Raw genomic sequence first — 22132 nt, forward strand, 5'->3', positions numbered from 1 at the left:
TGTCAGCCGGTGAAGCGGGCCGCCGCCGCGCCCTCCAGAAGCGAACCCGGCAGCCGCCGCCCGCACACCACCAGCAGCAGGTCGCGGGCGGTTCCGCGCAGCGGCGTGCCGTCCCCGAGCGCCCAGTCCAGGTCGGTGGCCTCGAGCCGCACCCCGCTCAGATCCACCCCGAAGTACCGCACGTTCTTATCCTGCATCCCGCCGAGGATCAGAGCGATCCGGTCGACCGGCGGCCTGCGGGAAAGCCCGAGCGCGACCGAGATGTCCAGCCCATGGATCACGTCGTGGGACAGCGCCCCCATCAGGCCACCGCCCGGCGGGCGCCACGGATGCTCGGCGTTGTCGCGCAGCAGGGCGAGCAGCGCGGCGTCGCCCAGTTTGTCGGCATCGCGCCGGGCCACCCGGTCCGCCATGCGGTTGAAGTTCCCGAAGTCCCGGGCCAGCTCTTTCACAAACGCCGGCGCAGACATCCGGAACGGCATCGTCATGTGTGCCAGAACGTCACGCACCCGCCATCCGGCACACAGCGACGCCGATCCCCATTGCGCCGGCGAGAGTTCGGCAAGCATCGCCGCCAGCTCACGCCGCTCGGCCACATCGGCCGCGCGCACCACTTCCTCGTCCACAACCCCTCCTCCGGGCAAGCCATTCGGAGGGGATACGCCCGGCGCGGGTCATTCTCATCGGTCCGCGCACGCTTCTTTTCCGGTACGCGGCGGGAGTGACCAACCGCAGCGGCGGCGGAACCCGGCTGCTCATAGAGATCGTGGGGCGGGCGCGGCACCGCCGCGCGCGCCCCGAGGCGTTACTTGGAGATGCGGCCGAGCTCGGCGATCGCCTGGGCCGCCTTGATGTGCTTGTTGCCGGCCAGGTCGCCGACTTCCGGAACACCCGACTCGATCATGCTGTAGAGCGCGAGGTCGGCCAGTCGGCGCTGAAGAAGGCGACGTGCCCGGCCAGCCGCCCGCCGTCGAGCGGCGTCAGCTGGCGAACCTGCCGCGCATCTGCATCTCGATCTCCGACGCGTCGAGATTGGCCAGCGCGTTCGCCAGCACGTCCGCGTCGAAGGTGCCGTTGTCGCGGGCGTCGAGCAGCGCCGCCCGCTGGGCCGTGAGCATGGCCAGCCGGTGCTGCCGGGCCCGCTCGAACCCCTGAGCCGTCCGGTCGTTCTCCGGATTCTCCGGTTTCGGGACGCTCTCCGCGCTCGTCCGCATCAGGTCGAAGATCCGGGTCCGCTCGGCGTGGGTCTGTTCGTCCAGGGTGGCCTGGTCGACCTTCGGGGTGATCAGCCGCAGCAGCGGGCCGATGGTGCCACCCTGGACGAGCAGCGAGATCGCCGCGACCGCGTAGGCGATGAGCACCAGCACCGACCGCTGCGGGGTGTCCTCGGGCAGCGTCTGCGCGGCGGCCACCGTCACCGCGCCGCGCATGCCCGCCCAGACGACCGCGATGCCCTCGCGCCAGCCGAGCGGCTCGCGCAGGAAGTACTCGATGTTGGCGAGCCCCTGGGTGATCCGGCGGGTGAAGTAGTCGAGCTCGCGCTCCGACGCCTGCCGCTTACGGTTGTTCATCTGCGCGAACGTCTGCTGCTTGCCCTCCGGCGTACTCATCTGGTCCTGCATCTCTTGAAGTTGCCGTTGCATGCCGGCGCCGTGCCGGGCCCGGCCGACCAGGACGCCGAGCAGCGGGACGACGTACGCCGCGCGCACCAGGACGGTCAGCCCGAAGGCGCCGGCCGCGATCAGCACGGCGTTGGCCACCCCGGAGTGGTCGTTCTCCACGTTCGTGACGATCGACTTGATCTGCAGGCCCATCGTCAGGAACACCGCGCCCTCGAGGACCAGCTCGACGGTGCGCCAGTTCTGCGAGTCGGACAGCCGGTTCTGCGGGGACAGGTCGCGGGGCGCGCGGATGCCGGTGATGAGACCGGCGACGACCGCCGCGACCAGGCCGGACGCCCCGAGATAGGTGGCCGGCACGGCGGCCGCGAACGGCACCGCGAACGAGATGACGGTGTTGACGGTCGGGTCGGTCACCCGCTTGCGGATCAGCAGGTTGAGCCAGCCGACGAACCCGCCGACGACCAGGGCGACCAGCACCGAGTAGACGAACGAGCCGGCCGCCCCCCAGAACGAGAAGGCCGCCGACGTGGCGACGATCGCGGCCCGCAGCATGACCAGCGCGGTCGCGTCGTTGAGCAGGCTCTCCCCGTCGAGCAGGGCCACCACCCGCTTGGACACCGCCATCTGCTTGATGATCGAGGTGGCCACCGCGTCGGTCGGGCTGACGATCGCGCCGAGGGCGACGCCCCAGGCGAACCCGATCTGCGGCACGACCAGCATGAAGAACACGCCGAGCAGCAGCGCGCTGCCGATGATCAGGATCACCGACAGGCCGCTGATCGCGCCGAACTCGCGCCGGAAGTTCATCGCCGGCATCGACACCGCGGACGAGTAGAGCAGCGGCGGCAGGACGCCCTCGAGGATCCACTCCGGCTCGATGTGCACCGAGCCGAACACCGGCAGGAAGCTCGCCGCGACGCCGATCGCCACCAGCACGAGCGGCGCCGCGATGCCCAGGCGCGGCCCGAACTCGGTCGCGGCGGCGATCACCACGAGCGCGGTCACGGCGACCACGAGCAGTTCGGTCATGGATCAAGCCAAGCAGCTTTTGCCGGTTCCGCCTGCCTAGACCACCAGGTTCAGCAGGAAAACGCAGCACACGCCGACCACCGAGATGATCGTCTCCATCACCGACCAGGTCTTGATGGTCTGCCCGACGGTCATCCCGAAGTACTCCTTGACCAGCCAGAACCCGGCGTCGTTGACGTGCGAGAAGAACAGCGAGCCGCAGCCGATCGCCAGGGCCAGCAGGGATACCTCGGGCTTGTCCAGGGTCGCCGCCAGCGGCTGCACGATGCCGGCCGCGGTGATCGTGGCGACCGTTGCCGAGCCGGTCGCCACCCGGATGCCGACCGCCACCAGGAAGCCCAGCAGCAGCGCGCTGATGTTGGCGTCCTTGGCGGCGTCGGCGACCACGTTGCCCACCCCCGCGTCGACCAGCACCTGCTTGAAGCCGCCGCCCGCGGCCACGATCAGCAGGATGCCGGCGATCGGCGGCAGCGAGCCGCCCAGCACCGCGTTGGTCTCGCGCCGGTCCATGCCGACCCGCCGGCCCAGGCTCCACATCGCGAGCAGCACGCCGAACAGCAGCGCCACCGGCGGGTTGCCGAGCACGTCGAGGGTGTCGCGCACCGGGTTGCCCTTGTCCGCGGTCAGCTCGCCGATCGCCCGCGCCAGCATCAGCACGATCGGCAGCAGCACGGTCAGCACGGCCGGCCAGAAACCGGGGTTGCGCTGCTCACGGCGTACCTCAGTCGCGTCTTTTTCGTAGTCCTCGTCGCCGGAGGCGACATTCGCGTCGGCCTTCGCGAGCAGCGCCGGAACCGGCAGGTGCACCCGCTTGGCGATCCAGTTGCCGTAGACCGGGCCCGCGATGATGACCGTGGGGACCGCGCAGATCAGGCCGAACAGCAGGGTGAGGCCGAGGTCGGCGTTCAGGCTGGAGACCGCGACCAGCGGGCCCGGGTGCGGCGGCACGAGCCCGTGCAGCACCGACAGGCCGGCCAGCGCCGGGATGCCGACCCGCAGCAGGCCGATGTCGGTGCGACGAGCCACCAGCAGCACGATCGGCACCAGCAGCACCACGCCGACCTCGAAGAACAGCGGCAACCCCACCAGGGCCGCGACGCCCGCCATCGCCCACGGCAGCGCGTTGCCGGACACCCGGTCGACGATCCGGTTGACGATGCCGTCGGCCCCGCCCGACTCGGCCAGCAGCGCGCCGATCATCGAGCCCAGCGCGATCAGCAGGCCGACGCTGCCGACCGTGCTGCCGAGACCGGTCGTGAAGGAGGTGACCACGTCGGCCGGGCCCGCCCCGGCGACCAGGCCGAGCACCGCCGAGCCGATGATCAGCGAGAGGAACGGATGCCATTTGGCCCAGGCGATGAGAACGATGACGACCGCGATGCCGAGCACCGCGGCGAGCACTAGTTGACCGGTTCCGGCATCGGTGATTGCCTCGGCAGCGAGGGGCGTCATGAGCCGGGCTTACCCCTGACAAGTTGCTTTGAATCTCCGCTGGGTAAAAAGGGAAAATGGCCAAATCGATCATGCCGGACGTACGGGCCGCGGCGAAGGTCCGGCCGGTCGACGCGGCGTGGGCGTTCGCGCTGCGGGCCGGCCTCACGGTAGCGGTCCCGCTGGTCGTGCTGGTCGCGGCCGGCCGCCCCGCCTGGGCCGGGGTGGCCACGTTCGGCGCGTTCACCGCCCTGTACGCGCGGGACGAGCCCTACCAGCGCCGCGCGCGGGTGCTGACTCTCGCCGCGGCCGGCCTGGTCGCCTGCGTGTTCGCCGGCACCTGCGCGGCCCTGGCCCCAGACACCGAGGCGGTCAGCACGGCGGCGGTGGCGATCGTCGGCGGTGTGGCGACGCTGCTCTGCGGCCGCTTCCGGGTGGGCCCGCCCGGCGGTCTGATGTTCGCCTTCGCCACCGCCGTGACCAGCGCGGTGCCGGCCACCACCACCGACCTGTGGCGCCACCCGCTGCTGTGCGCCGGCGCGGCCGCCCTGGCCTGGCTGATCGCCATGGCCGGCGTGCTCGTCGACCGCGACGCACCCGTCCGCCTGGCCGTCGCCCGCGCGCTGCGCGCCGCCGCCACCCTCCACGAGGCCCCGCCGGGCCCGGCCGGTCTGCAGGCCCGCTTCCAGGCCGCCGCCGCGATCGAACGCGCCTGGCGAGCCGTCCCCCCGGACCGCCCCGCCGAGGAGTTGCTGATCGCCCGCGCCGAGACCGAGCTGAGCGGCGTCCACGGCCACCGCCCGGAAGCCGCCGCCACCCTGCGCGCCCTGGCCGACACCGCCGCCCGCCGCGGCCCGGCCCCCACGCCTCCGGCCCCAGATACCGCAGGTGACGAGGCCGACGCGGTGCTGGGCCGCCGGGTGTACCACCTGCTGCTGCGCGAGCCCGGCGCCCGCCGGCCCGGCCCGGTGTGGCCGGCCGCGGCGCGGGTCGCGCTCGGCGCCGGCGCCGCCGGCGGGGCGGCCGGCGTGCTCGCGCACGTCACCGGCCTGGGCCATCCCTATTGGGCGGCGCTGTCCGCGGTGGCCGTGCTCCAGGCCGACTCGCTGCGCCTGACCCTGCACAAATCGATCCAGCGCGCCGTCGGCACGATCATCGGTCTCTTCCTGGCCGGCGCCGCGGTGGCGCTGCCCGGCGACCGCTGGACCCTGGTCGCCTCGATCGCGGCCGCCCAGGTCTGCGCGGAACTCCTGGTGGTCCGCAACTACGGCCTCGCGATGCTGGCGATCACTCCCCTGGCGCTCCTGGTCGGCGAACTGGGCCGGCCCACCCCCGCGGCTGACCTGATCGGCGACCGCCTGGTGCAGACCCTGCTGGGCTGCGCCCTCGGCCTGGTCGCGGCCGCGCTGGTGCGCAACCGGGCGGCCGCCCGGCATCTCGACGAGGCGATCGCGGAGGTGACGGCGGCGTCGGCCGAACTGCGACGCCGGCCGAGCGATCCCACCGCCCAGGCGAGGCGGCTCGCGCTGTTGTTGCTGACGCTCCGCGAGGCGTACGGCGTCACCAGCGGCGAACCCGGCCTCGCCCCCGACGTCACCGAGCGTGTGCTGACCGCCGAACGAGAAGGCCGCCAGGCCCTCGCCACCCTGCACCGCCCCGAAGCCGGCGACCCGACCGACTCCCCCACCCAAACCGCGTAACTCGCCGACCGCGAGGCAGCCCACCGCCAGCCGTCACCGCCCGCAGTCACCACCGCCCAGCGCTCGCCGTCACCGCCCGGCGTCACCGCCCGCTGTCACTGCCCACCGCCCGGCGTCCACCGCCACCATCTCGCGCCGGCCGCTCACCGCCGCATTCGCACACCGTGGCCGCGTTCCCCGGAGACGGCCGCGCGCGCTGCCAGCACAACATCCTTGAAGTCGGGTCTTCTCGGCCGTTCGAGACCCCGACTTCAAGGAAGACGGTGTCCGGCGGTTGCTGCGGTGCTTCGGCCGGGCGCTCCGAGCGGCTCGTCCAGCCCTACCGCGTAGATCGCTCGCACGGCCGTGGCGACGGCGTTGAGCAGGGCCGTCACCGCTCGCGCCTCGGCGCCGGCGGCGTGGTCGGCGGCCCAGTAGTAGGTGGAGCCGGAACGAGCGATGCGGATCCGGCGGCCCTCCTCGGCGAAGGCGAACGCGAGGTCGGCGAACTGCTCGTAGTCGATCCGGAACTCGCGGCCGGACTGCTGGATCCGCGGGCCGGAATGCGGGCCGGGGGCACTGTGGCAGTGCACGCCGCGGTCGCTGAGCCCGATCAGCGATCCGCCGTCCAGGTCGCCGAGCCGCACCAGCCACAGCGGCCGCTCGGCGGCGCGCAGCGACAACGCCGGCCGCCAGCTGTGCACCGGGGTCGGTTCGGGCAGCATGCGGCGCAGTTCGTCGACGGCGGCGGCGCGGGCGAGCTCGGCCCGGTCGCCGGTCCAGTCCCCGCACAGGTCGGCGGCCCGCGGCGAGTCGCCGAGCAGATGACCGACGTAGGGGCGGACCCAGCGGCGGCCCGGATCGTCGAGCAGCATCCGCACGATCCGGGCGGCGATCGGGCCGCCGTCACCCGCGTCGAGCTCGCCGATCAGGGCCGCGACCTGCCGCGGCGAGCGATGCCCGAGAACCGGGCCGAGATATCGGTCGACCAGGTCGGGCCGGTGACCGGCGGACGCGGCCGGCTCCGGATCGAGATGCCACAGCCGCGCCATCCACCGCACCGGATCGGGCCGCCGGGCCAGCTCGTCGAGGATCTCGTCGACCAGGTCGTCGGTCCCGGCCGCACAGGCCCGGGTGAGCACGGCCGCGATGACACCGGCCGGCTCACCCGCGAGCGCGTCCGTGAAGCCACGACTCGTCACCGCCTCAGCGAGCGCCAAGCCACCCCCGGCCAGCCCAGCCTCGGCCCCCGCAGCCGCCGCGGCCGACCCAGCCGCTTCCGCAACGCCTCCGGTGCGCCTACCCACCGTCGTCCCCGCCGCGCCTCGGGCAAGCCCTGTGCTCAGCTGAGCCGTTCCCGCCGCACCACGCGCAAGCCCTGCGCTCTCCTGAGCCGTTCCCGCCGCACCACGCGCAAGCCCTGCGCTCTCCTGAGCCGTTCCCGCCGCGCCACGCGCAAGCCCTGCGCTCTCCTGAGCCGTTCCCGCCGCACCACGCGCAAGCCCTGCGCTCTCCTGAGCAGGTCCCGCCGCGCCACGCGCAAGCCCTGCGCTCTCCTGAGCCGTTCCCGCCGCGCCACGCGCAAGCCCTGCGCTCTCCTGAGCAGGTCCCGCCGCGCCACGCGCAAGCCCTGCGCTCTCCTGAGCAGGTCCCGCCGCACCACGCGCAAGCCCTGCGCTCTCCTGAGCAGGTCCCACCGCACCACGCGCAAGCCCTGCGCTCTCCTGAGCAGACTCCACCGTTTCCCCGGTCAACCCGGAATCATCGCCGGCTGGCCGGGAGCCGTCCGGAGTGACACCGTCGTCGGTTTCAGCGTGGCCGGCGCTGAATCCGGTTCCTTCCCGCGGGAGCCTGGCACGGTCCCCGGCGAGCGCCGCGCCGTGTGCCGCCAGGAGAGCAGTGTGCGCCGGGGAGGCCACGACCAGGTCGATCAGGACTCGCGCGTCGGCGTCGGCCGGTCGTTCCAGCTCGGGTGGCACCGCGGCGGCGACGGCGCGGGACAACGCCCGGTGGCCGGCCGCGACCAGCTCGGCCATCACCCGCACGGCGTCGGCGGCCGGGCGGACAGCGAGCCGGTGCAGGAACCGCCGCAGCGGGACGTCGCCGAGCCCGGACAGCACCTGGGCGGTCATGGCCGGGCCGGCGTCGAGCATCGCGTCGGCCAGTTCCGCGGCCGCGGACGAGTCGGCGGCCTCCAGGTGGGTGAGGATCGCGGCGACGTCGCCGGGGTCACGCCGCGTGACGGCCGCCGCGATCACCTCGTCGACGGTGACCGAGCCGAGCAGGTCGAGGAACTCGGCGACGTCCCGGCAGCGACCGGCAACCCGGCTGATCAGGTGGTCGGCTTCGACCACGCGGCCGGCCCGGCGCAGGGTGTCAGCGAGCGCGGCCGCGCCGGACACCGGGACTCGGGCCGCGGCCCGTTCCAGCATCGCGCCGGACAGCATCGCCTCGGGGGCCGCCGCACCGGACAGCGTCCCGAACAGGTCGATCAACTCGTCCGGCCGGTCGGACCGGGCCTCCGTCACCCCGGCGAGCAGGGCGTCGCGGTCGGCCGGCTCGAGCAGGGCGGCGATCGCCGCGATGTCGGCGGCGGCCAGGGTCGCGGCGGCCTCGTGCGCCCCGGTCAGCACCGACCGGTGGCGCAAGTCGGCCAGCACCGTGAGCAGCGCGGCGAACTCGGCGGCGGGCCGCCGGCACGCCGCGGCCAGCAGGCGGTCGGCGTCGGCGGTGTCGCCCGCCGTGTCCAGGGCCGCGGCAATGCCGGCCACCTCGTGCGCCGCCCGGCCGGCGCCGACCGCGTCGAGCAGCATCTCGGCGGCCCGGTGGCCGCCGGCGGCGCGCATCTCGGCGATCCGGCGCAGCACCGCCGGCGGTGCCAGCCACGGCTCACGGCTGCCGGCGACCATCATTGACGGATTGAAACACGTAGGGCACACGGCGAAGCCGCACAGAATGTCAGCCATCGAGCCCGAAATCGATGGTGCGGCACCACCGATCTCCGGCCGGCCCGGCGGCGCACAACCGGCTCACGCCGCCGGGGCGGGGCCCGACTGCCCGAGCCCACACCCCGCATGGCCGGGCTTGACCACTCGGCTCTCGCTCCGGGCCCAGACCGACGGGCCGGGCGCGCCCCCGCCAAGGCCAGACCGACGGGCCGGCCACCCCTGCCAAGGCCGGACCAACCGGCCGGGCACGCCCACCAAAGCCGGACCGACCGGTCGGATGCGCCACCGGATCGGCGGGCCGCGCCTTTGGTCAGCTGCCGAGGCCGGCCTTTACCGTGCGGGTTACGTCGTCGGCGAGGATCTCTGGGTTGCCTTCGGCGAGGCCGTCCAAGGCCTGGCGGGCCACCAGGGCCGGGTCGGTCTTCTGGTCGGCGGGGATGGTTGCGGCCATGTCGGTGTCCATGTAGCCGACGTGCAGGGCGGACACCGCGATGCCGCGCGGGGCGAGCTCGTCGCGCACCGCGCGGGTCAGTGCCCAGCCGGCCGCCTTCGCCGCCGAATACGCGCCCGCGTTGGCGGGGTGCCACCAGGACAGCACCGACAGCACGTTGAGGATGGCGCCGCCGCCGTTGGCCTCGAGGACCGGGACGAAGGCGCGGGTCACGCCGAGTGTGCCGAAGTAGTGAGTTTCCATCTCCTGGCGGATCAGGTCCAGGTCGCCGCCGATCAGGGGCTGGTTGAGGTATGTGCCGGCGTTGTTGATCAGCAGGGTGGCGTCGGAGGCGACCTTGGCGGCGCGCTCGATCGAGGCCGGGTCGGTGATGTCGAGCTGCAGCGGGATCGCGCCGGGCAGGTCGATGCTGCCCGGCACCCGGGCGCCGGCGTAGACCTTGGCGCCCCGCTCGAGCAGCTGGGCGGCGAAGTGGCGGCCGAGGCCGCGGTTGGCGCCGGTGACGACGGCTACGGAGTTCGTGATGTCCATGCCAATTAGATTATGACCAACATCTAATCTCGGCAAGGTAATAGATGACACACGCCATCTATAGTTGACGGCATGGGACGGGTGTCGCAGGCGCAGGCGCAGGAGAACCGGAAGCGGATCGTCGAGACGGCGGCCCGGCTGTTTCGTGAGCGGGGCGTGGCCGGGGTCAGCGTTGCCGACGTGATGACCGAGGTCGGGCTGACGCACGGCGGCTTCTACAAGCAGTTCGCGTCGAAGGAAGCGCTGGTCGCCGAGGCGGTCGGGCAGGCCTTCGCGGAATCCCGGGACCTGCTGGCCGGGCTCGACCGGGACAGCTTCGTCGAGTGGTACCTCACGCCCGAGCACCGCGACGACCCCGGCGCCGGCTGCCCGGCGGCCGGTTTCAGCGGCGATATGGCCCGGGAGGACGAGGGAAACGCGGCGCTCACGGCGTACGCAAGCGGGGTCGGTCTTTATGCGCAGCGGATGGGTGAGGATCTCGCGGCCGTGAGCACCCTGGTCGGAGCGATGGTGCTCGCCCGCGCGACGGCCGGCACCGAGCTCTCCGACCGCATCCTCGAGGCGGCGAAGGCCGCGCTCACCGCAGGTGGAAGTTCTCCGCGAGAAGCTCCAGGGCCTGCTCGAGCCGGCTGAAATCCGCCGGCCCGAAGCTGTTGGCGCCGCCGGGCGGGCTGATCGCCAGGACCACGCCGACCAGGGCGCCGGCGATCACCCGGTAGGTCAGCTCGTCGCCGGACCGCCCGTCGCGCTCGGCCAGTGCGGCCGCGAGCAGATCGAGGGCCAGCACCGTCTGGCTCATCGCTCGCGCCCGCAGCTCCGGCACGTCCTGGAAGATCCGCTGACGGCGGCCCTCGCTCGCCCACTCCTCGGCGGACATGTTCAGGAACACCGACTTCATGGCGGCCAGCAGGGCCGGGACCGGCAGCGTGCCCGGCGGCTGCGCCTTGATCGCCTCGACGATCAGCGGGTCGTAGTCGTCGGTGAGGATGACGTCTTCCTTGGTCGGAAAATAACGGAAGAACGTGCTCGGCGATACCTCGGCCGCCTCCGCGATCTGGTCCACGGTGGTCGATGCATAACCCTGTTCCTCGAACAGTCGCATCGCGTGCTCGCGGATGGCGAGCCGGGTCTTCGCCTTCTTACGTTCCCGTAAACCGGCCGGCAGGGACGACGTCATAGACCCGATTCTGCCAGGGTCAACTCCGTCTGCTCCACCACCGGCGCGGCCGGCCGGTCCTTACCGGGCAGCATGAACAGCGCGAGGATCGCGCCGGCGCCGGCCACGACCGCGGCGACGACCAGCGAGGTGTCCATGCCGTGGGTGAACGCGGTACGCACCGCGTCGAGCATTCCCGGGTCGCCGGCCTGCGTCGCGGCCGCGACGCCCGAGGCTGCGCTCTCCCGGGCCGCGTCGCCGGCCGTGGCGGGCAGGTCGTCGCGGTAGGCGCCGTTGAGAACCGTGCCGAGCACGGCCACGCCGATCGCCCCGCCCACCTGGCGCATCGCCTGCAGCAGGCCGTTGCCGACGCCGCTGCGCTCGGCGGTCAGCGCGCCCAGCGCCGCATCCATCGCCGGCGGCAGGGTGAAGCCGAGCCCGATGCCGGCGATGCTGATCCAGGTCGCGACGAAGCCGTAACCGCTGGTGGCGCTGGTGGTGGCGCCGAGCAGCATGCCGGCGGCCATCAGGGTCAGGCCGCCGGCGATGACCGCGCGGCTGCCGAATCTGGCGGCGAGTTTCTCGGCGGTACGGGCGCCGACCAGCAGACCGCCGATCACCGGCAGCAGGCGCAGGCCGGAGCCGAACGCGTCGTGGCCGCCGACCGCGGCGAAGAACTGCGGGAGGGAGAACAGCAGGCCGAGCATGCCGAAACTGGCCACGGTGGCGAGCACGGCGCCGCCGGTGAACCGCTTGATCTTGAATAGGCCGAGATCGACCAGCGGGGCGCTCGTCGTGCGCTGCCAGAACACGAAGGCCCCGAGTGCCACCACCCCGGCGATCATGGTGGTCAGCGAGCGGGTGTCGCCCCAGCCGCGGTCGCCGGCCTCGATGATGCCGTAGGTGAGCGCGACCAGGCCGGCCGCCGACAGTCCGACGCCGAGCGGGTCGAAGCGGCGGGTGCGGTCGCCGTGCGATTCGGGCACCCACAGGGTCACGGCGATCAGGGCGATCCCGATCAGCGGCACGTTGATCAGGAAGACCGAGCCCCACCAGAAGTTGTCGAGCAGCCAGCCGCCGAGCAGCGGGCCGAGCGGGATGCCGAGCGCGCTCGCGGTGAGCCAGATCGACAGGGCCCGCGAGCGCTCCTTCTCCTCGAAGAGCACGGTGAGCACGGCGCCGGAGAGCGGCATGATCACCGCGGCGCCCAGGCCGAGAGCGGTACGGGCGGCGATCAGCTGGCCGGTCGAGGCCGACCAGGCGCAGGCGGCGGAGGCGGCGCCGAACACGAACAGCGCGCCGAGGAGGAACTTCTTGCGGCCGAAGCGGTCGCCCAGCATGCCGGCCGGAAGTAGAACTGCGGCGAGCACCAGTAGATAAGCGTTGGTGAACCATTGCAGATCGCCGGTGGAGGCATGCAGATCGCGGCTGAGCGTTGGCAGGGCGACGCTGAGGATCGTGGTGTCGAGACCGATGGCCAGCGTGCTGAGGGCCAGGGCGGCCAATGCGTACCAACGGGATTTGGAAGTAGCCATGTTTTGACAGTAGCTGTCACTTGGTAGTCGGTGTCAATAGAGCCGATCTCAGCGTGCGCTCAGAATGGGGTGGTGATCGATGAGGATGTGCCGGCGTTCTGGGGCAGGCTGGGCCTGCCGGGACTGGCCGACGTGCACACGCATTTCCTGCCACCGCGGATGGAGCGCCGGGTCTGGCACCATTTCGACGCCGCCGGGCCGCTGATCGGCCGCGCATGGCCCATCCGCTACCGATCCGACCTGCCGGAGAGAGTGGAGACGATGGGCCGGCTCGGCGTGCGGATGTTCAGCGCCCTCGCCTACGCCCACAAACCGGACATGGCGGCCGACCTCAACCGCTGGACCCTCGACTTCGCGGCCGCCACCCCGGGCTGCCTGGCGAGCGCGACGTTCTTCCCCGAGCCGGGCGCGCCGGGCTACACCCGCGACGCGCTCTCCCGCGGCGCCCAGATCTTCAAGCTGCACCTGCAGGTCGGCGGCTTCGATCCCGGCGATCCGCTGCTCGACGACGTCTGGGGCCTGCTCGCCGAGACCGGCACGCCGATCGTCGTGCACGCCGGCTCCGGACCGGTCGCCGCCGGCTTCACCGGCCCCGGCCCGATCGGCGACGTGCTCCGCCGCCACCCGCAACTGTCGATCATCGTGGCGCACATGGGCGCGCCCGAATACGAGCAGTTCTTCGGCCTGGCACTTCTATATGACCGGGTCCGGCTCGATACAACGATGGCGTTCACCGACTTCTTCGAGGAGATGGCACCCTTCCCACCGGGCCTGCGGCCTCCGCTGCGCGACCTCGGCCTGGCCGGAAAGGTCCTGCTGGGCAGCGATTTCCCGACCATCCCGTACGCGTACGCGCACCAGCTCGAGTCACTCGCCCGCCTCGATCTCGGCGACGACTGGCTGCGCGCGGTGCTCTGGGACAACGCCTGTGATCTGTTCGGTATGACGCCGCGCGGGTGAGAATCCCGGAACGAGATGCGCGGACATGCCACGATCATGTAAGGCCACTCGCACCGGGCGTGGAAGGGGGCCGAAATGAAGAAGGCCGTCGGCTGGATCGTGCTCGTCCTGCTCATCTTCTACATCGGCACCAATCCCGGCCCCGCCGCGGACGTCGCACAGAGCCTCGGCGACGGGCTCGCCAACATGTTCCGGGGCATCGGCACGTTCTTCCAGAACCTGGCCAACTGACTTTCCGGCCCGGCTCTTTCTTGAGACACGGCCCAGCTGTCTACGCTGCGCGTTGTGCCCCGTCTGCTGTTCGTCGGCCTGGCCACGGTCGACCTGATCTATCGCGTCGACCGCATTCCCGGCGTGGACGAGAAGGCCCAGGCGTCCGGTGTGGAGATCGCGGCCGGTGGTCCGGCCACCAACGCCGCCGTCACGGCGGCCGCGCTCGGCGCGGAGGTCACTCTGGTCACCGCGGTCGGCGCACATCCGCTGGGCGACCTCATCCGCTCCGATCTAGAAACTTGCGGTGTACGAGTTATAGATGCGTCACCTGACTCTTCTACTCCGCCACCCGTCTCGGCCATCACGGTGCTCGCCGGGACCGGGCAGCGGACCATCGTCAGCCGCAATGCCGGTGACATGGTTGTCCGCGTACCGCAAGCGGGTCTGCCCGACGCCGACCTGACGCTGGTCGACGGGCATCACCCCGCACTGGCCGTCGCGGCGGCGCGAAGCGCTCGCCGACTGGTCGTCGACGCCGGCACCTGGCGCCCGGTCTTCGCCGACATCCTGCCGTTCGCCGAGGTGGTGGCCGCGTCGGCGGCGTTCCGTCACCCAGCCGAGGCCGCACCGGTCGACGAGGCGCTGGCCGCCGCGATCGGCGCGCCGCACGTCGTGGTGACGCACGGTCCCGACCCGGTCCGCTGGTTCAGCAGAGCTCGCTCCGGCGGCGAATCCGATGCTCGCTCCGGCGGCAGTTCCGGCACCCGCTCTGGCACCCGATCCGGCACCCGATCCGGCACCCGATCCGGCGGCCGTTCCGGCACCCGATCCGGCGGCCGTTCCGACGACCGCTTCGGCGGCAGTTCCGGCGGCAGTTCCGGCGCTGTGGAGGTGCCAGCGGTCGAGGCCATCGACACGGCCGGGGCCGGCGATGCCTTCCACGGCGCGCTGGCCGTCGCACTGGCCGGTGCTGCCCTCCCGGCCGGTGCCGACCTTCCCGAGGCCATCGCGTTCGCCGCGTGGGTGGCCGGCGTGCGTGTCAGCTGCTCCGGGCCGCGAGCCTGGCTCGCGGCCCTTCCTCAGCGCGCCTGATCAGACCGTCTTCGCCAGTCAGACCGTCTTCGCCAGGCGGTCGGCCAGCAGCTTCGCGAATCGGGCCGGGTCCTCCAGGTCGCCGCCCTCGGCGAGCAGCGCCGTCCCGTACAGCAACTCGGCCGTTTCCGGCAGAGCCGGATCCTCCGCGCCCTGCTCGTGGGCCGTGCGCAGGCCGCCGACCAGCGGGTGGTTCGGGTTGAGCTCGAGGATCCTCTTGACCCGCGGGCCCTCCTGGCCCATCGCCCGGTACATCTTCTCCAGCGCCGGCGTGATGTCGTCGGTGTCGCTGACCAGGCAGGCCGCGCTGGTGGTCAGGCGGTGTGACAGCCGGACGTCCTTGACCTGCTCCTCAAGGCTTTCCTTGAGGAAGGTCAGCAGCGGCGCGAAGTCACCCTCGGGCGCCGGCTCCTCGGAGTCCTTCGGCAGTTCCACATTGCCGCGGGCGATCGACTGCAACTTCTTGCCGTCGTAGTCCGGAACCGCCTCGACCCAGATCTCATCGACCGGGTCGGTGAGGATCAGCACCTCGTAACCCTGCGCCTGGAACGCCTCCATGTGCGGCGAGTTCTCCACCTGCGTACGCGAATCGCCGGTCAGGTAGTAGATCTCCTCCTGACCTTCCTTCATCCGCTCGATGTAGGCGGCCAGGGTGGTCGGCTCGACGCCGGCCGTCGACGAGAACGTCGACACGTCAAGGATGGCCTTCTGGTTGTCCTGGTCGTTGAGCAGACCCTCCTTGAGAGCCTTGCCGAACTCTCGCCAGAACGTCGCGTACTTCTCGGCGTTGTTGTTCAGCAGGTCCTTGATCGTGGACAGCACCTTCTTGACCAGCCGCCGGCGGATCATCTGGATGTGCCGGTCCTGCTGCAGGATCTCCCGGGAGATGTTCAGCGACAGGTCGGCCGCGTCCACCACGCCCTTGACGAAGCGCAGGTAGTCGGGGATCAGCTCCTTGCTGTCGTCCATGATGAAGACGCGCTTGACGTACAGCTGGAGGCCGCGACGTGAGTCCCGCTGGAACAGGTCGTGCGGCGCCCGCGAGGGCAGGAAGAGCAGCGCCTCGTACTCGAAGGTGCCCTCCGCCTTCATGTTGATGATCTCGAGCGGGTCGCTCCAGTCGTGGCTGATGTGCCGGTAGAACTGGTGGTACTCCTCGTCGGTCACCTCGGAGCGCGGCCTCGCCCACAATGCCTTCATCGAGTTGAGCGTCTCGTCGCCCATTTTGATGGGGAACGAGATGAAGTCGGAGTACCGCTTGACGATCTCCTTGATCTTCCACTCGTCGGCGTAGTCGTAGAGGGCGTCCTCTTCGTCCTTCGGCCGCAGGTGGACGGTCACCGCGGTGCCGACCGGGGCGTCCGGCGCGTCCTCGATCGTGAAGGTGCCCTCGCCCGCCGACTCCCAGGAGGTGCCGTGGCCCTCGGTGCCGGCCTTGCGCGTCACCAGCGTGACCTTGTCGGCGACCATGAACGTCGAGTAGAACCCGACGCCGAACTGGCCGATCAGCTCCGGCGACTCCTTGGCCTCCTTCAGCTTGGTCAGCAGCTCCGCCGTGCCCGACTTGGCGATCGTGCCGATCAGCTCGACGACCTCCTCGTGCGTCATGCCGATGCCGTTGTCGCGCACGGTGAGGGTGCGGGCCTCGCTGTCGGCCTCGACCTCGATGTGCAGGTCGGACGTGTCCGCCTCGAGGCCGTCCTGAAGCGTGGCCAGTCGAAGCTTGTCCAGCGCATCGGAGGCGTTCGAGATCAGCTCACGCAGGAAGATGTCCTTGTTCGAGTAGATCGAATGAACCATCAGTTGCAGAAGCTGCCGGGCCTCGGCCTGGAACTCCAACGTCTCCATTCCCGCACTCCCAAAGATCGTCAACGGTAGTCACCCGCCCAGATCGTATGACCCCAGCGTCACCACCCCACCACCGGCCGGTCCTCATCACTCCCCCGCCGCTCCCGATCTTGCATACCCCCAGCCCACGCCGCCGGCCGCCGTCACGCGGCGGCGCGATCCGGCAGCGTGGCCACGCGGGGCGGGCGGGAACTCCACAAGCGGCCCTCGCGCGCCTCGACCCGGCGTGCCCCGAACACCAGCAGCAGAACGGCGGCCAGGGCGAAAACCGCGTGGCTGACGACGATCAGGGTGTCCGAGGCGGGGACGACCGGGCGCATGGTGAAGCTGTGCCAGACGTAGGTCAGCAGGCCGCCCGCGGCCAGGGCCAGGCGGTGGCGCCCGTCCCAGCCGGACCGACGCGACCAGCGCAGGATCACGATCAGGGTCGCGGCCAGGGCCACGACGACCACCGGCACGCTGACCGCGGCCGGCAGGGGGTCGATGGCCGAGAGGACAGCACCGTCGATGAGCGCCATGACCAGCACGGCCCACGGCGCCGGCACCGAACCGGCCGCCGATCCGGCGACGGCGACGGAAGGCGATCCGAGGGCTGGCGAGACACCGGCGGAGACGAGCGTGCCGTCGGCCGCGGAGGCCGGGAGGGCCGCGGAGGCCGGGAGGGCCGCGGAGGCCGGGAGGGCCGCGGAGGCCGGGACGGCCGCGGAGGCCGGGACGGCCGCGGAGGCCGGGACGGCCGCGGAGGCCGGGACGGCTCGAGGGAGGCGGAAGGCCGTGACGACCAGGGCTGCCGCTATGGCGACGGTGATCGTGAGCTGGGCCGGGGAGGCCATGAAGTGGCCGTCGGCGTAGGAGATGGCGAACGTCGCCGCGGCGCCCAGGACGGCCAGCACGGTGATGACGATGAAGCCGGGACGGCGCAGCCACGGCTCGGTGCGGCGCGGGGTCCACTCCTCGATCAGGGCGATCGGCACGCTCATGCTGAAGATCGTGTGCAGGGCCAGCACGAAAATGGTCCACGGGATCGAGATGCCCAGCGCCGGAACGAAGCCGTGCTGCAGCAGGTGGGCGTGCAGATAGTCCGCGTTGAACAGCGACTGCGTCTCCAAGCCCTCCTCGACCAAGCCGTAGGTGAGGGCCAGCAGCACCATCGTCGGCCAGCCGCGACCGGCGCGACGGGTCACCTCGCGGATCAGCACGGCGGCGGCCCCGTAGGCGGGGGCCAGCAGGATCAGGAAGTTGAGCTGAGCCAGCGTGAAGTCGCCCAGCAGGAATTCGGCCACCAGCGGTGACAGGAAGAAGAGCGCGATCGCGGGTGCCGCACGGCGTATGGACATAGATTGATGCTCGCGTCGGCGCGTGCGGATCATCTGGGCCTTATGTCATGGCTGCTCCGTGGCATCCGGACGGTAGCCGAGAAACGTCGTGACCTCGGAGATCAGCTCGTCGCCGAACTCGAAGAGCAGCAGCGCGAACCGCTCGAACGACCCGCCGGGACCGGTCGGGCGCTCCTGCCAGAGGGCCAGGCCGCCGTTGGCCGCCTCGGGCACGAGCCGCGCCCCGTGGCAGGAACCGTCGGAGGCGGCCATCACGGCGGCCACCGTGTCACGGCCCCGGATCCACCAGGTGAACGGCGGCATCGAGTTGATCACGTCGGCCTGCAGCAGCGCGACCAGGGCGGCCACGTCATCGCGCTGGAAGGCGTCGGCATAGCGCTCGACCAGGGCGCGTTTCGCCTCGTCGGACAGCGGGCTCGGCGGCGCCGGGTCGGCCTTGCGCAGAGCGGTGCGGGCGCGCTGGAGGGCGCTGGTCACCGACGGGACGGTGGTGTCGAGCAGGGCGGCCACCTCGTCGGCCGGCCAGCAGAACACGTCACGCAGGATCAGCACCGCCCGCTGCCGGGCCGGCAGGTGCTGCAGGGCGGCGACGAACGCGAGCCGCACGGTGTCGCGCCGCACCGCCACCTCGGCCGGGTCGCCGAGGGAACTGTCGAGGATGGGCAGCACCCACGTGGACTCGGGCAGCGGCGCGCCGAGCTCGCCACCGGCCGCCGCGGTGGAGGCGAAGTCGACCGCCCGGGCCCGCCGGGACGCCGACCGGAGCATGTCGAGGCACACGTTGGTGGCGATCCGGTAGACCCAGGTGCGCAGCGAAGCGCGTGACGGGTCGTAATCACCGCCGTGCTTCCAGGCGCGCAGCAGAGTCTCCTGTGCCGCATCCTCGGCTTCATATGGTGAACCGAGCATCCGGTACGCGAACCCGACCAGCTCGGGTCGCATCGCCGTGAGCTGTGCTTCCATGCTCGGAGAAGTTACCGGCCCCGTACGACTAATTCATCAGACCTGGGTCTGAAGTTCAAGACTTGATCTTGAGTTGGTGAGAGAGAACCGTCGATGGCATGCGATGGACCCACGACGGCACGATCCGTAACGCCTTCTGGATCGGCGGCGGTCGGTGGGCCGGCAAGACCACGGTCGCCGGTCTGCTGTCCCCACCGACGAGTGGCGCCGCCACCAGGCCGCCACGCTCCCCCGCGCCGCCCGCATCGGCCACCACCTCAGCGGTCAGGCGCGAGCCACCGCGGCCCGGATCGAACGCGACCGCCTGATCGACCAGGACGCCGTCGACCAGGCACGACGCCTCGGCATCCGGGTGATCGAGGTGGACGGCTCGCGCCCGGCCGAGGTGATCGCCGCCGAGGTGGCCGGCCATTTCGAGCTGGCCTAAGCGGCGTCGAGCACCGCGTCGCTGACCGCGCATTGATACGGTGACCGGCCCGGGCCGCCGCCGAGCCGGTTGGTCAGGTAGGCGACGACGAGCCGGCGCCCCGGGTCGGCCCAGCCGAAGCAGGCATTCGAGCCGTTGTGCCCGAAGGTGAGCGGATCACTGCGGCTCCCGAAATACCGCTCCCGCCCCGGCTGCCCGAGCTGAAACCCCTCCGACCAGCGGATCGGCATGCCCGAGATCTGGTCGGTCTCGCCCTCGCTGGTCGGCGTGGTCGCGTCCCGCCAGCTCCCGTCGTCGAGCAGCGACTGATAGAACGCCGCCAGGTCACGCGCGGTGCTGGACACGGTCGCGGCCGGGATGACCGCGTCGCGCATCGACCGCCGATTGAACAGCGTCCGCATCACCACCGGCCCGCCGACCATCGACACCCGCGACCCCGGCGGCCCGAGCCTGGTGTGCCACATCCCGGCCGGTTCGAAGATCTCGGTCCGCAGCACGTCGGGAAGCGGTCGCCCGGTGACCCGCTGCACCACCTCGCCGAGCAGAAACCCGTGGCTGATCATGTGATAGGCGCACACCGCGCCCGGCGCGCTGTGCGGCCGGGCCCGCGCCAGGGCGCGGACCGACCGATCCCATCGGGTGGCGAGCAGGGCATCGCCACGCACACTTTTCGCGTACGGCAATCCGGAACGATGCCGCAGCACATGTCGAAGGGTGATCCCGCCCTTGTCGAACTCTCCGAACTCGGGCCAATAGCGCGCGATCGGATCGTCCAGCGCGAAGGCGCCCTGCCGTGCGAGCCGGTGCACCAGCATGGCGGTGAACGGCTTCCCCGCCGAGAACAGCAGGAACGGCGTATCGGCATCCGCTCCCCACGCCTGGTCGAGCACGACCTGCCCGTCCCGGATAACGCAGAGCTGCGCCCGATTCGGACGCTCCTCGATCAGCTCGACCGCTCGCCACAGATCCACGATCCAAAGGTAATGCGTGACTTCCTCTAGAGCATCCTAGGAACCTAGTTTCCAGGAACGGGCCGGGTCGGCATTCCGACGGTTGCGCCCAAGACCTCGGAAATAGCAGAGCGCGTCTTAACTGGACAGAACTGTTGCATCGACGATTCTTTCGGTGTCGAATGCTGAACGGCGTGGTCGTGGACGGGTGGCCGCCACCGCACGCCTGCGGCCGCGTCAATTCCGGGCCACGTGTCCGGTGAGCTGGCTCTGGGGCGTCAGCTCACCTATGAACGCCGGTCACCCATGAGCGCCGGCGGCGCGGTCGAGCAGAAAACGACGCTCGGCCGCGTTCCCGGTCATCTCGGCAGCCTTCCGGAACTCTTCGGCGGCTTCGCCGGATCGCCCGAGCCGACGCAGCAGATCGGCGCGAACCACGTGCCAGACATGGTGCTCACGACTTATAGAACTCAGCCCGTCAACGATCTGCAGCGCCGGCGCGGGTCCGTCCACTTCCGCGACCGCGACCGCCCGATTGAGCGCGACCACCGAGGTAGGGGTGAGCGTGAGAAGCTGGTCGTAAAGAGCCAGCACCTGCCGCCAGTCGGTCACCCCGTCGGCGTGCACGGCGTTGATGGCGGCCTGGATCTGGTACGGCCCCGGCTGCCCACGCCGCAGGCACCCGCGGACCAGGGCCTGCCCCTCCGCGATCAGTTCCCGATTCCAGAGAGAGCGATCCTGGTCGGCGAGCAGCACCGGATCACCGTCGGCGGTGGCGCGGGCCGGCCGGCGCGACTCGATGAGCAGTATCAGGGCGAGCAGGCCGCGAGCCTCCGGCTCGTCCGGCATCAGAACCACGAGCAGCCGGGCCAGGCGAATTGCTTCCGCGGTCAATTCGGTACGCGTGATCAGCTCGCCGCCGCCCGGCGCGTACCCCTCGTTGAAGATCAGGTAGAGGACGGCCAGGACCGCGCCGAGGCGCCCCGGCAGGTCCGCGTCCCGCGGCACCCGATAGGGGATGCCGGCGTCGCGGATCTTGTTCTTCGCCCGGCTGATCCGCTGCGCCATGGTCGCCTCGGACGCGAGGAACGCCCGCGCGATCTCCGCGGTGGTGAGCCCGCCGAGGAGGCGCAGCGTGAGCGCCACCCGCGAGCCCGGCGCCAGCGCCGGGTGGCAACAGGTGAAGATCAGCCGCAGCATGTCATCAGGCTCCTCGCCGAATACGCCGTCGATCCCGGCGTCCGCGTCAGCCACGGGCGGCGCCGATCCGCTCTCGCGCGGGCCCACGCCAGCGGCCGGCAGCACGGGAGGCTGGGGCTCGCCGCGCAACTGGTCCATCGCCGCGGCCGCCTCGCGCGCGGGCCGCTGCGACTCGCGGCGCAGGTGGTCGACCGCCCGGTTGCGGGCGGTCGTGATGATCCACCCGGCCGGGCTGGGCGGGATGCCCAGCTCCGGCCAGCGTTGTACAGCGGTGGCGAACGCGTCCTGCACCGCTTCCTCGGCGAGTTCTATATCGCCGAAGTAGCGGATCAGGACCGCGACGGCCCGGCCGTACTCCGCTCGGAAGATCTGTTCGATCTCGGTCACGACTGGATGGGGCGGACCTCGACCGCGAGCGGGGCCAGTACGTTCGCCATCCGGCCGCCCCACGTCAGAGCCTCGTCCAGATCCTCGGCCTGGATGATGGTGAAGCCGCCGAGGTGTTCCTTGCCCTCGGTGAACGGCCCGTCGGTGAGCACCGGCTCGCCATCGCGGTCGCGGATGACGGTGGCGCTCTCCGGCGGGTGCAGCCCGACCGTGAAGACCCAGGCCCCGGCGGCCTTCATCTCCTCGTTGAGCTTCCCGAGCCCCGCCATGATCGGCCCGAGGACCTCGGGCGGCGGCGGGGGTCCGTCGGGCTGGTAAATGCTGACCAGGTACTGGCGCATGGTGCGCTCCCTTCGTTTACCAGCCATACGAT

At 71.4% G+C, this 22132-nt stretch carries 19 protein-coding genes; 6 read left to right on the forward strand and 13 right to left on the reverse strand.

The genetic code is table 11. The features are described 5' to 3' along the window. Positions 1 to 2 precede the first annotated feature (2 nt). From AB0E90_RS23005 to AB0E90_RS23015, 3 genes are all read right to left on the reverse strand, one after another. The gene (locus AB0E90_RS23005) at positions 3 to 626 is read right to left on the reverse strand and encodes a maleylpyruvate isomerase family mycothiol-dependent enzyme (RefSeq protein ID WP_360409006.1); all 624 of its coding nucleotides are present in this window, start codon (positions 624 to 626) and stop codon (positions 3 to 5) included. A 354-nt stretch (positions 627 to 980) separates the two neighbouring features. Beyond that, positions 981 to 2651, reverse strand: a complete 1671-nt coding sequence (locus AB0E90_RS23010) for a sodium:proton antiporter (RefSeq protein WP_360409009.1) — start codon at positions 2649 to 2651, stop codon at positions 981 to 983. Between the two features lie 36 nt (positions 2652 to 2687). After that, positions 2688 to 4103 carry a gluconate:H+ symporter gene (locus tag AB0E90_RS23015; RefSeq protein WP_360409012.1) on the reverse strand — a complete coding sequence of 472 codons (1416 nt, stop codon included), beginning with the start codon at positions 4101 to 4103 and terminating at the stop codon, positions 2688 to 2690. A 56-nt stretch (positions 4104 to 4159) separates the two neighbouring features. Between AB0E90_RS23015 and AB0E90_RS23020 the strand changes: the two genes are divergently transcribed. Then, the gene (locus AB0E90_RS23020; protein ID WP_360409015.1) at positions 4160 to 5782 is read left to right on the forward strand and encodes an FUSC family protein; all 1623 of its coding nucleotides are present in this window, start codon (positions 4160 to 4162) and stop codon (positions 5780 to 5782) included. Positions 5783 to 6033: 251 nt separating this feature from the next. Here the strand turns inward: AB0E90_RS23020 and AB0E90_RS23025 are convergent, their stop codons facing one another. Both AB0E90_RS23025 and AB0E90_RS23030 read right to left on the reverse strand, forming a co-directional pair. Continuing rightward, positions 6034 to 8673, reverse strand: a complete 2640-nt coding sequence (locus tag AB0E90_RS23025) for a hypothetical protein (RefSeq protein WP_360409018.1) — start codon at positions 8671 to 8673, stop codon at positions 6034 to 6036. A gap of 346 nt (positions 8674 to 9019) precedes the next feature. Next, positions 9020 to 9691, reverse strand: a complete 672-nt coding sequence (locus AB0E90_RS23030) for an SDR family oxidoreductase (protein ID WP_360409021.1) — start codon at positions 9689 to 9691, stop codon at positions 9020 to 9022. 72 nt (positions 9692 to 9763) lie between these two features. On the opposite strand from AB0E90_RS23030, the gene AB0E90_RS23035 reads away from it, so the two are divergent. Next, positions 9764 to 10324, forward strand: coding sequence for a TetR family transcriptional regulator (locus tag AB0E90_RS23035; RefSeq protein ID WP_360409024.1), 561 nt, complete (start codon positions 9764 to 9766; stop codon positions 10322 to 10324). On the opposite strand, the gene AB0E90_RS23040 is transcribed toward AB0E90_RS23035, so the two are convergent. Then, a complete protein-coding gene (locus tag AB0E90_RS23040) occupies positions 10269 to 10868 on the reverse strand; it encodes a TetR family transcriptional regulator (protein ID WP_360409027.1) in 600 nt (199 codons plus the stop codon). The two genes, AB0E90_RS23035 and AB0E90_RS23040, sit on opposite strands and share 56 nt — an antisense overlap. Beyond that, the gene (locus AB0E90_RS23045) at positions 10865 to 12382 is read right to left on the reverse strand and encodes an MFS transporter (protein WP_360409029.1); all 1518 of its coding nucleotides are present in this window, start codon (positions 12380 to 12382) and stop codon (positions 10865 to 10867) included. The genes AB0E90_RS23040 and AB0E90_RS23045 overlap by 4 nt, the downstream gene beginning before the upstream one ends. 72 nt (positions 12383 to 12454) lie before the next feature. On the opposite strand from AB0E90_RS23045, the gene AB0E90_RS23050 reads away from it, so the two are divergent. From AB0E90_RS23050 to AB0E90_RS23060, 3 genes are all read left to right on the forward strand, one after another. After that, positions 12455 to 13342, forward strand: a complete 888-nt coding sequence (locus AB0E90_RS23050) for an amidohydrolase family protein (RefSeq protein WP_360409032.1) — start codon at positions 12455 to 12457, stop codon at positions 13340 to 13342. Between the two features lie 75 nt (positions 13343 to 13417). Beyond that, a complete protein-coding gene (locus AB0E90_RS23055) occupies positions 13418 to 13573 on the forward strand; it encodes a hypothetical protein (RefSeq protein WP_360409035.1) in 156 nt (51 codons plus the stop codon). A 54-nt stretch (positions 13574 to 13627) separates the two neighbouring features. Then, positions 13628 to 14647: a PfkB family carbohydrate kinase gene (locus AB0E90_RS23060; protein ID WP_360409038.1), complete on the forward strand. Its 1020-nt coding sequence runs from the start codon at positions 13628 to 13630 to the stop codon at positions 14645 to 14647. Between the two features lie 18 nt (positions 14648 to 14665). Here the strand turns inward: AB0E90_RS23060 and htpG are convergent, their stop codons facing one another. The 3 genes from htpG to AB0E90_RS23075 form a co-directional block, all read right to left on the reverse strand. Then, a complete protein-coding gene (gene htpG / locus AB0E90_RS23065) occupies positions 14666 to 16495 on the reverse strand; it encodes a molecular chaperone HtpG (RefSeq protein WP_360409041.1) in 1830 nt (609 codons plus the stop codon). A 143-nt stretch (positions 16496 to 16638) separates the two neighbouring features. Beyond that, a complete protein-coding gene (locus AB0E90_RS23070; RefSeq protein ID WP_360409044.1) occupies positions 16639 to 17832 on the reverse strand; it encodes a hypothetical protein in 1194 nt (397 codons plus the stop codon). A gap of 45 nt (positions 17833 to 17877) precedes the next feature. Beyond that, a complete protein-coding gene (locus AB0E90_RS23075; protein WP_360409047.1) occupies positions 17878 to 18795 on the reverse strand; it encodes an RNA polymerase subunit sigma-70 in 918 nt (305 codons plus the stop codon). A gap of 154 nt (positions 18796 to 18949) precedes the next feature. Here AB0E90_RS23075 and AB0E90_RS23080 point away from each other — a divergent pair, with 154 nt between their 5' ends. Beyond that, positions 18950 to 19222, forward strand: coding sequence for a hypothetical protein (locus AB0E90_RS23080; RefSeq protein WP_360409049.1), 273 nt, complete (start codon positions 18950 to 18952; stop codon positions 19220 to 19222). On the opposite strand, the gene AB0E90_RS23085 is transcribed toward AB0E90_RS23080, so the two are convergent. From AB0E90_RS23085 to AB0E90_RS23095, 3 genes are all read right to left on the reverse strand, one after another. Beyond that, positions 19219 to 20193, reverse strand: a complete 975-nt coding sequence (locus AB0E90_RS23085) for a serine hydrolase domain-containing protein (protein WP_360409052.1) — start codon at positions 20191 to 20193, stop codon at positions 19219 to 19221. The two genes, AB0E90_RS23080 and AB0E90_RS23085, sit on opposite strands and share 4 nt — an antisense overlap. A 279-nt stretch (positions 20194 to 20472) precedes the next feature. Then, complete coding sequence (locus AB0E90_RS23090) at positions 20473 to 21759, reverse strand: RNA polymerase sigma factor (protein WP_360409055.1); 1287 nt, start codon at positions 21757 to 21759, stop codon at positions 20473 to 20475. Beyond that, positions 21756 to 22100, reverse strand: coding sequence for a YciI family protein (locus AB0E90_RS23095; RefSeq protein WP_360409058.1), 345 nt, complete (start codon positions 22098 to 22100; stop codon positions 21756 to 21758). The genes AB0E90_RS23090 and AB0E90_RS23095 overlap by 4 nt, the downstream gene beginning before the upstream one ends. Positions 22101 to 22132 lie beyond the last annotated feature (32 nt).

Origin of the sequence: Actinoplanes sp. NPDC026619, assembly GCF_040638295.1 — a bacterium.
GTDB lineage: Bacteria > Actinomycetota > Actinomycetes > Mycobacteriales > Micromonosporaceae > Actinoplanes.

What these genes read in the sequence shown, in the direction of transcription:
- AB0E90_RS23040 (WP_360409027.1), bottom strand. Translation starts at nt 10,868, where the DNA reads ATGACGTCGTCCCTGCCGGCCGGTTTACGGGAACGTAAGAAGGCGAAG.
- AB0E90_RS23015 (WP_360409012.1), bottom strand. Translation starts at nt 4,103, where the DNA reads ATGACGCCCCTCGCTGCCGAGGCAATCACCGATGCCGGAACCGGTCAA.
- AB0E90_RS23025 (WP_360409018.1), bottom strand. Translation starts at nt 8,673, where the DNA reads ATGATGGTCGCCGGCAGCCGTGAGCCGTGGCTGGCACCGCCGGCGGTG.
- AB0E90_RS23010 (WP_360409009.1), bottom strand. Translation starts at nt 2,651, where the DNA reads ATGACCGAACTGCTCGTGGTCGCCGTGACCGCGCTCGTGGTGATCGCC.
- AB0E90_RS23075 (WP_360409047.1), bottom strand. Translation starts at nt 18,795, where the DNA reads ATGGAAGCACAGCTCACGGCGATGCGACCCGAGCTGGTCGGGTTCGCG.
- AB0E90_RS23020 (WP_360409015.1), top strand. Translation starts at nt 4,160, where the DNA reads ATGGCCAAATCGATCATGCCGGACGTACGGGCCGCGGCGAAGGTCCGG.
- htpG (WP_360409041.1), bottom strand. Translation starts at nt 16,495, where the DNA reads ATGGAGACGTTGGAGTTCCAGGCCGAGGCCCGGCAGCTTCTGCAACTG.
- AB0E90_RS23070 (WP_360409044.1), bottom strand. Translation starts at nt 17,832, where the DNA reads ATGTCCATACGCCGTGCGGCACCCGCGATCGCGCTCTTCTTCCTGTCA.
- AB0E90_RS23055 (WP_360409035.1), top strand. Translation starts at nt 13,418, where the DNA reads ATGAAGAAGGCCGTCGGCTGGATCGTGCTCGTCCTGCTCATCTTCTAC.
- AB0E90_RS23095 (WP_360409058.1), bottom strand. Translation starts at nt 22,100, where the DNA reads ATGCGCCAGTACCTGGTCAGCATTTACCAGCCCGACGGACCCCCGCCG.
- AB0E90_RS23030 (WP_360409021.1), bottom strand. Translation starts at nt 9,691, where the DNA reads ATGGACATCACGAACTCCGTAGCCGTCGTCACCGGCGCCAACCGCGGC.
- AB0E90_RS23045 (WP_360409029.1), bottom strand. Translation starts at nt 12,382, where the DNA reads ATGGCTACTTCCAAATCCCGTTGGTACGCATTGGCCGCCCTGGCCCTC.
- AB0E90_RS23035 (WP_360409024.1), top strand. Translation starts at nt 9,764, where the DNA reads ATGGGACGGGTGTCGCAGGCGCAGGCGCAGGAGAACCGGAAGCGGATC.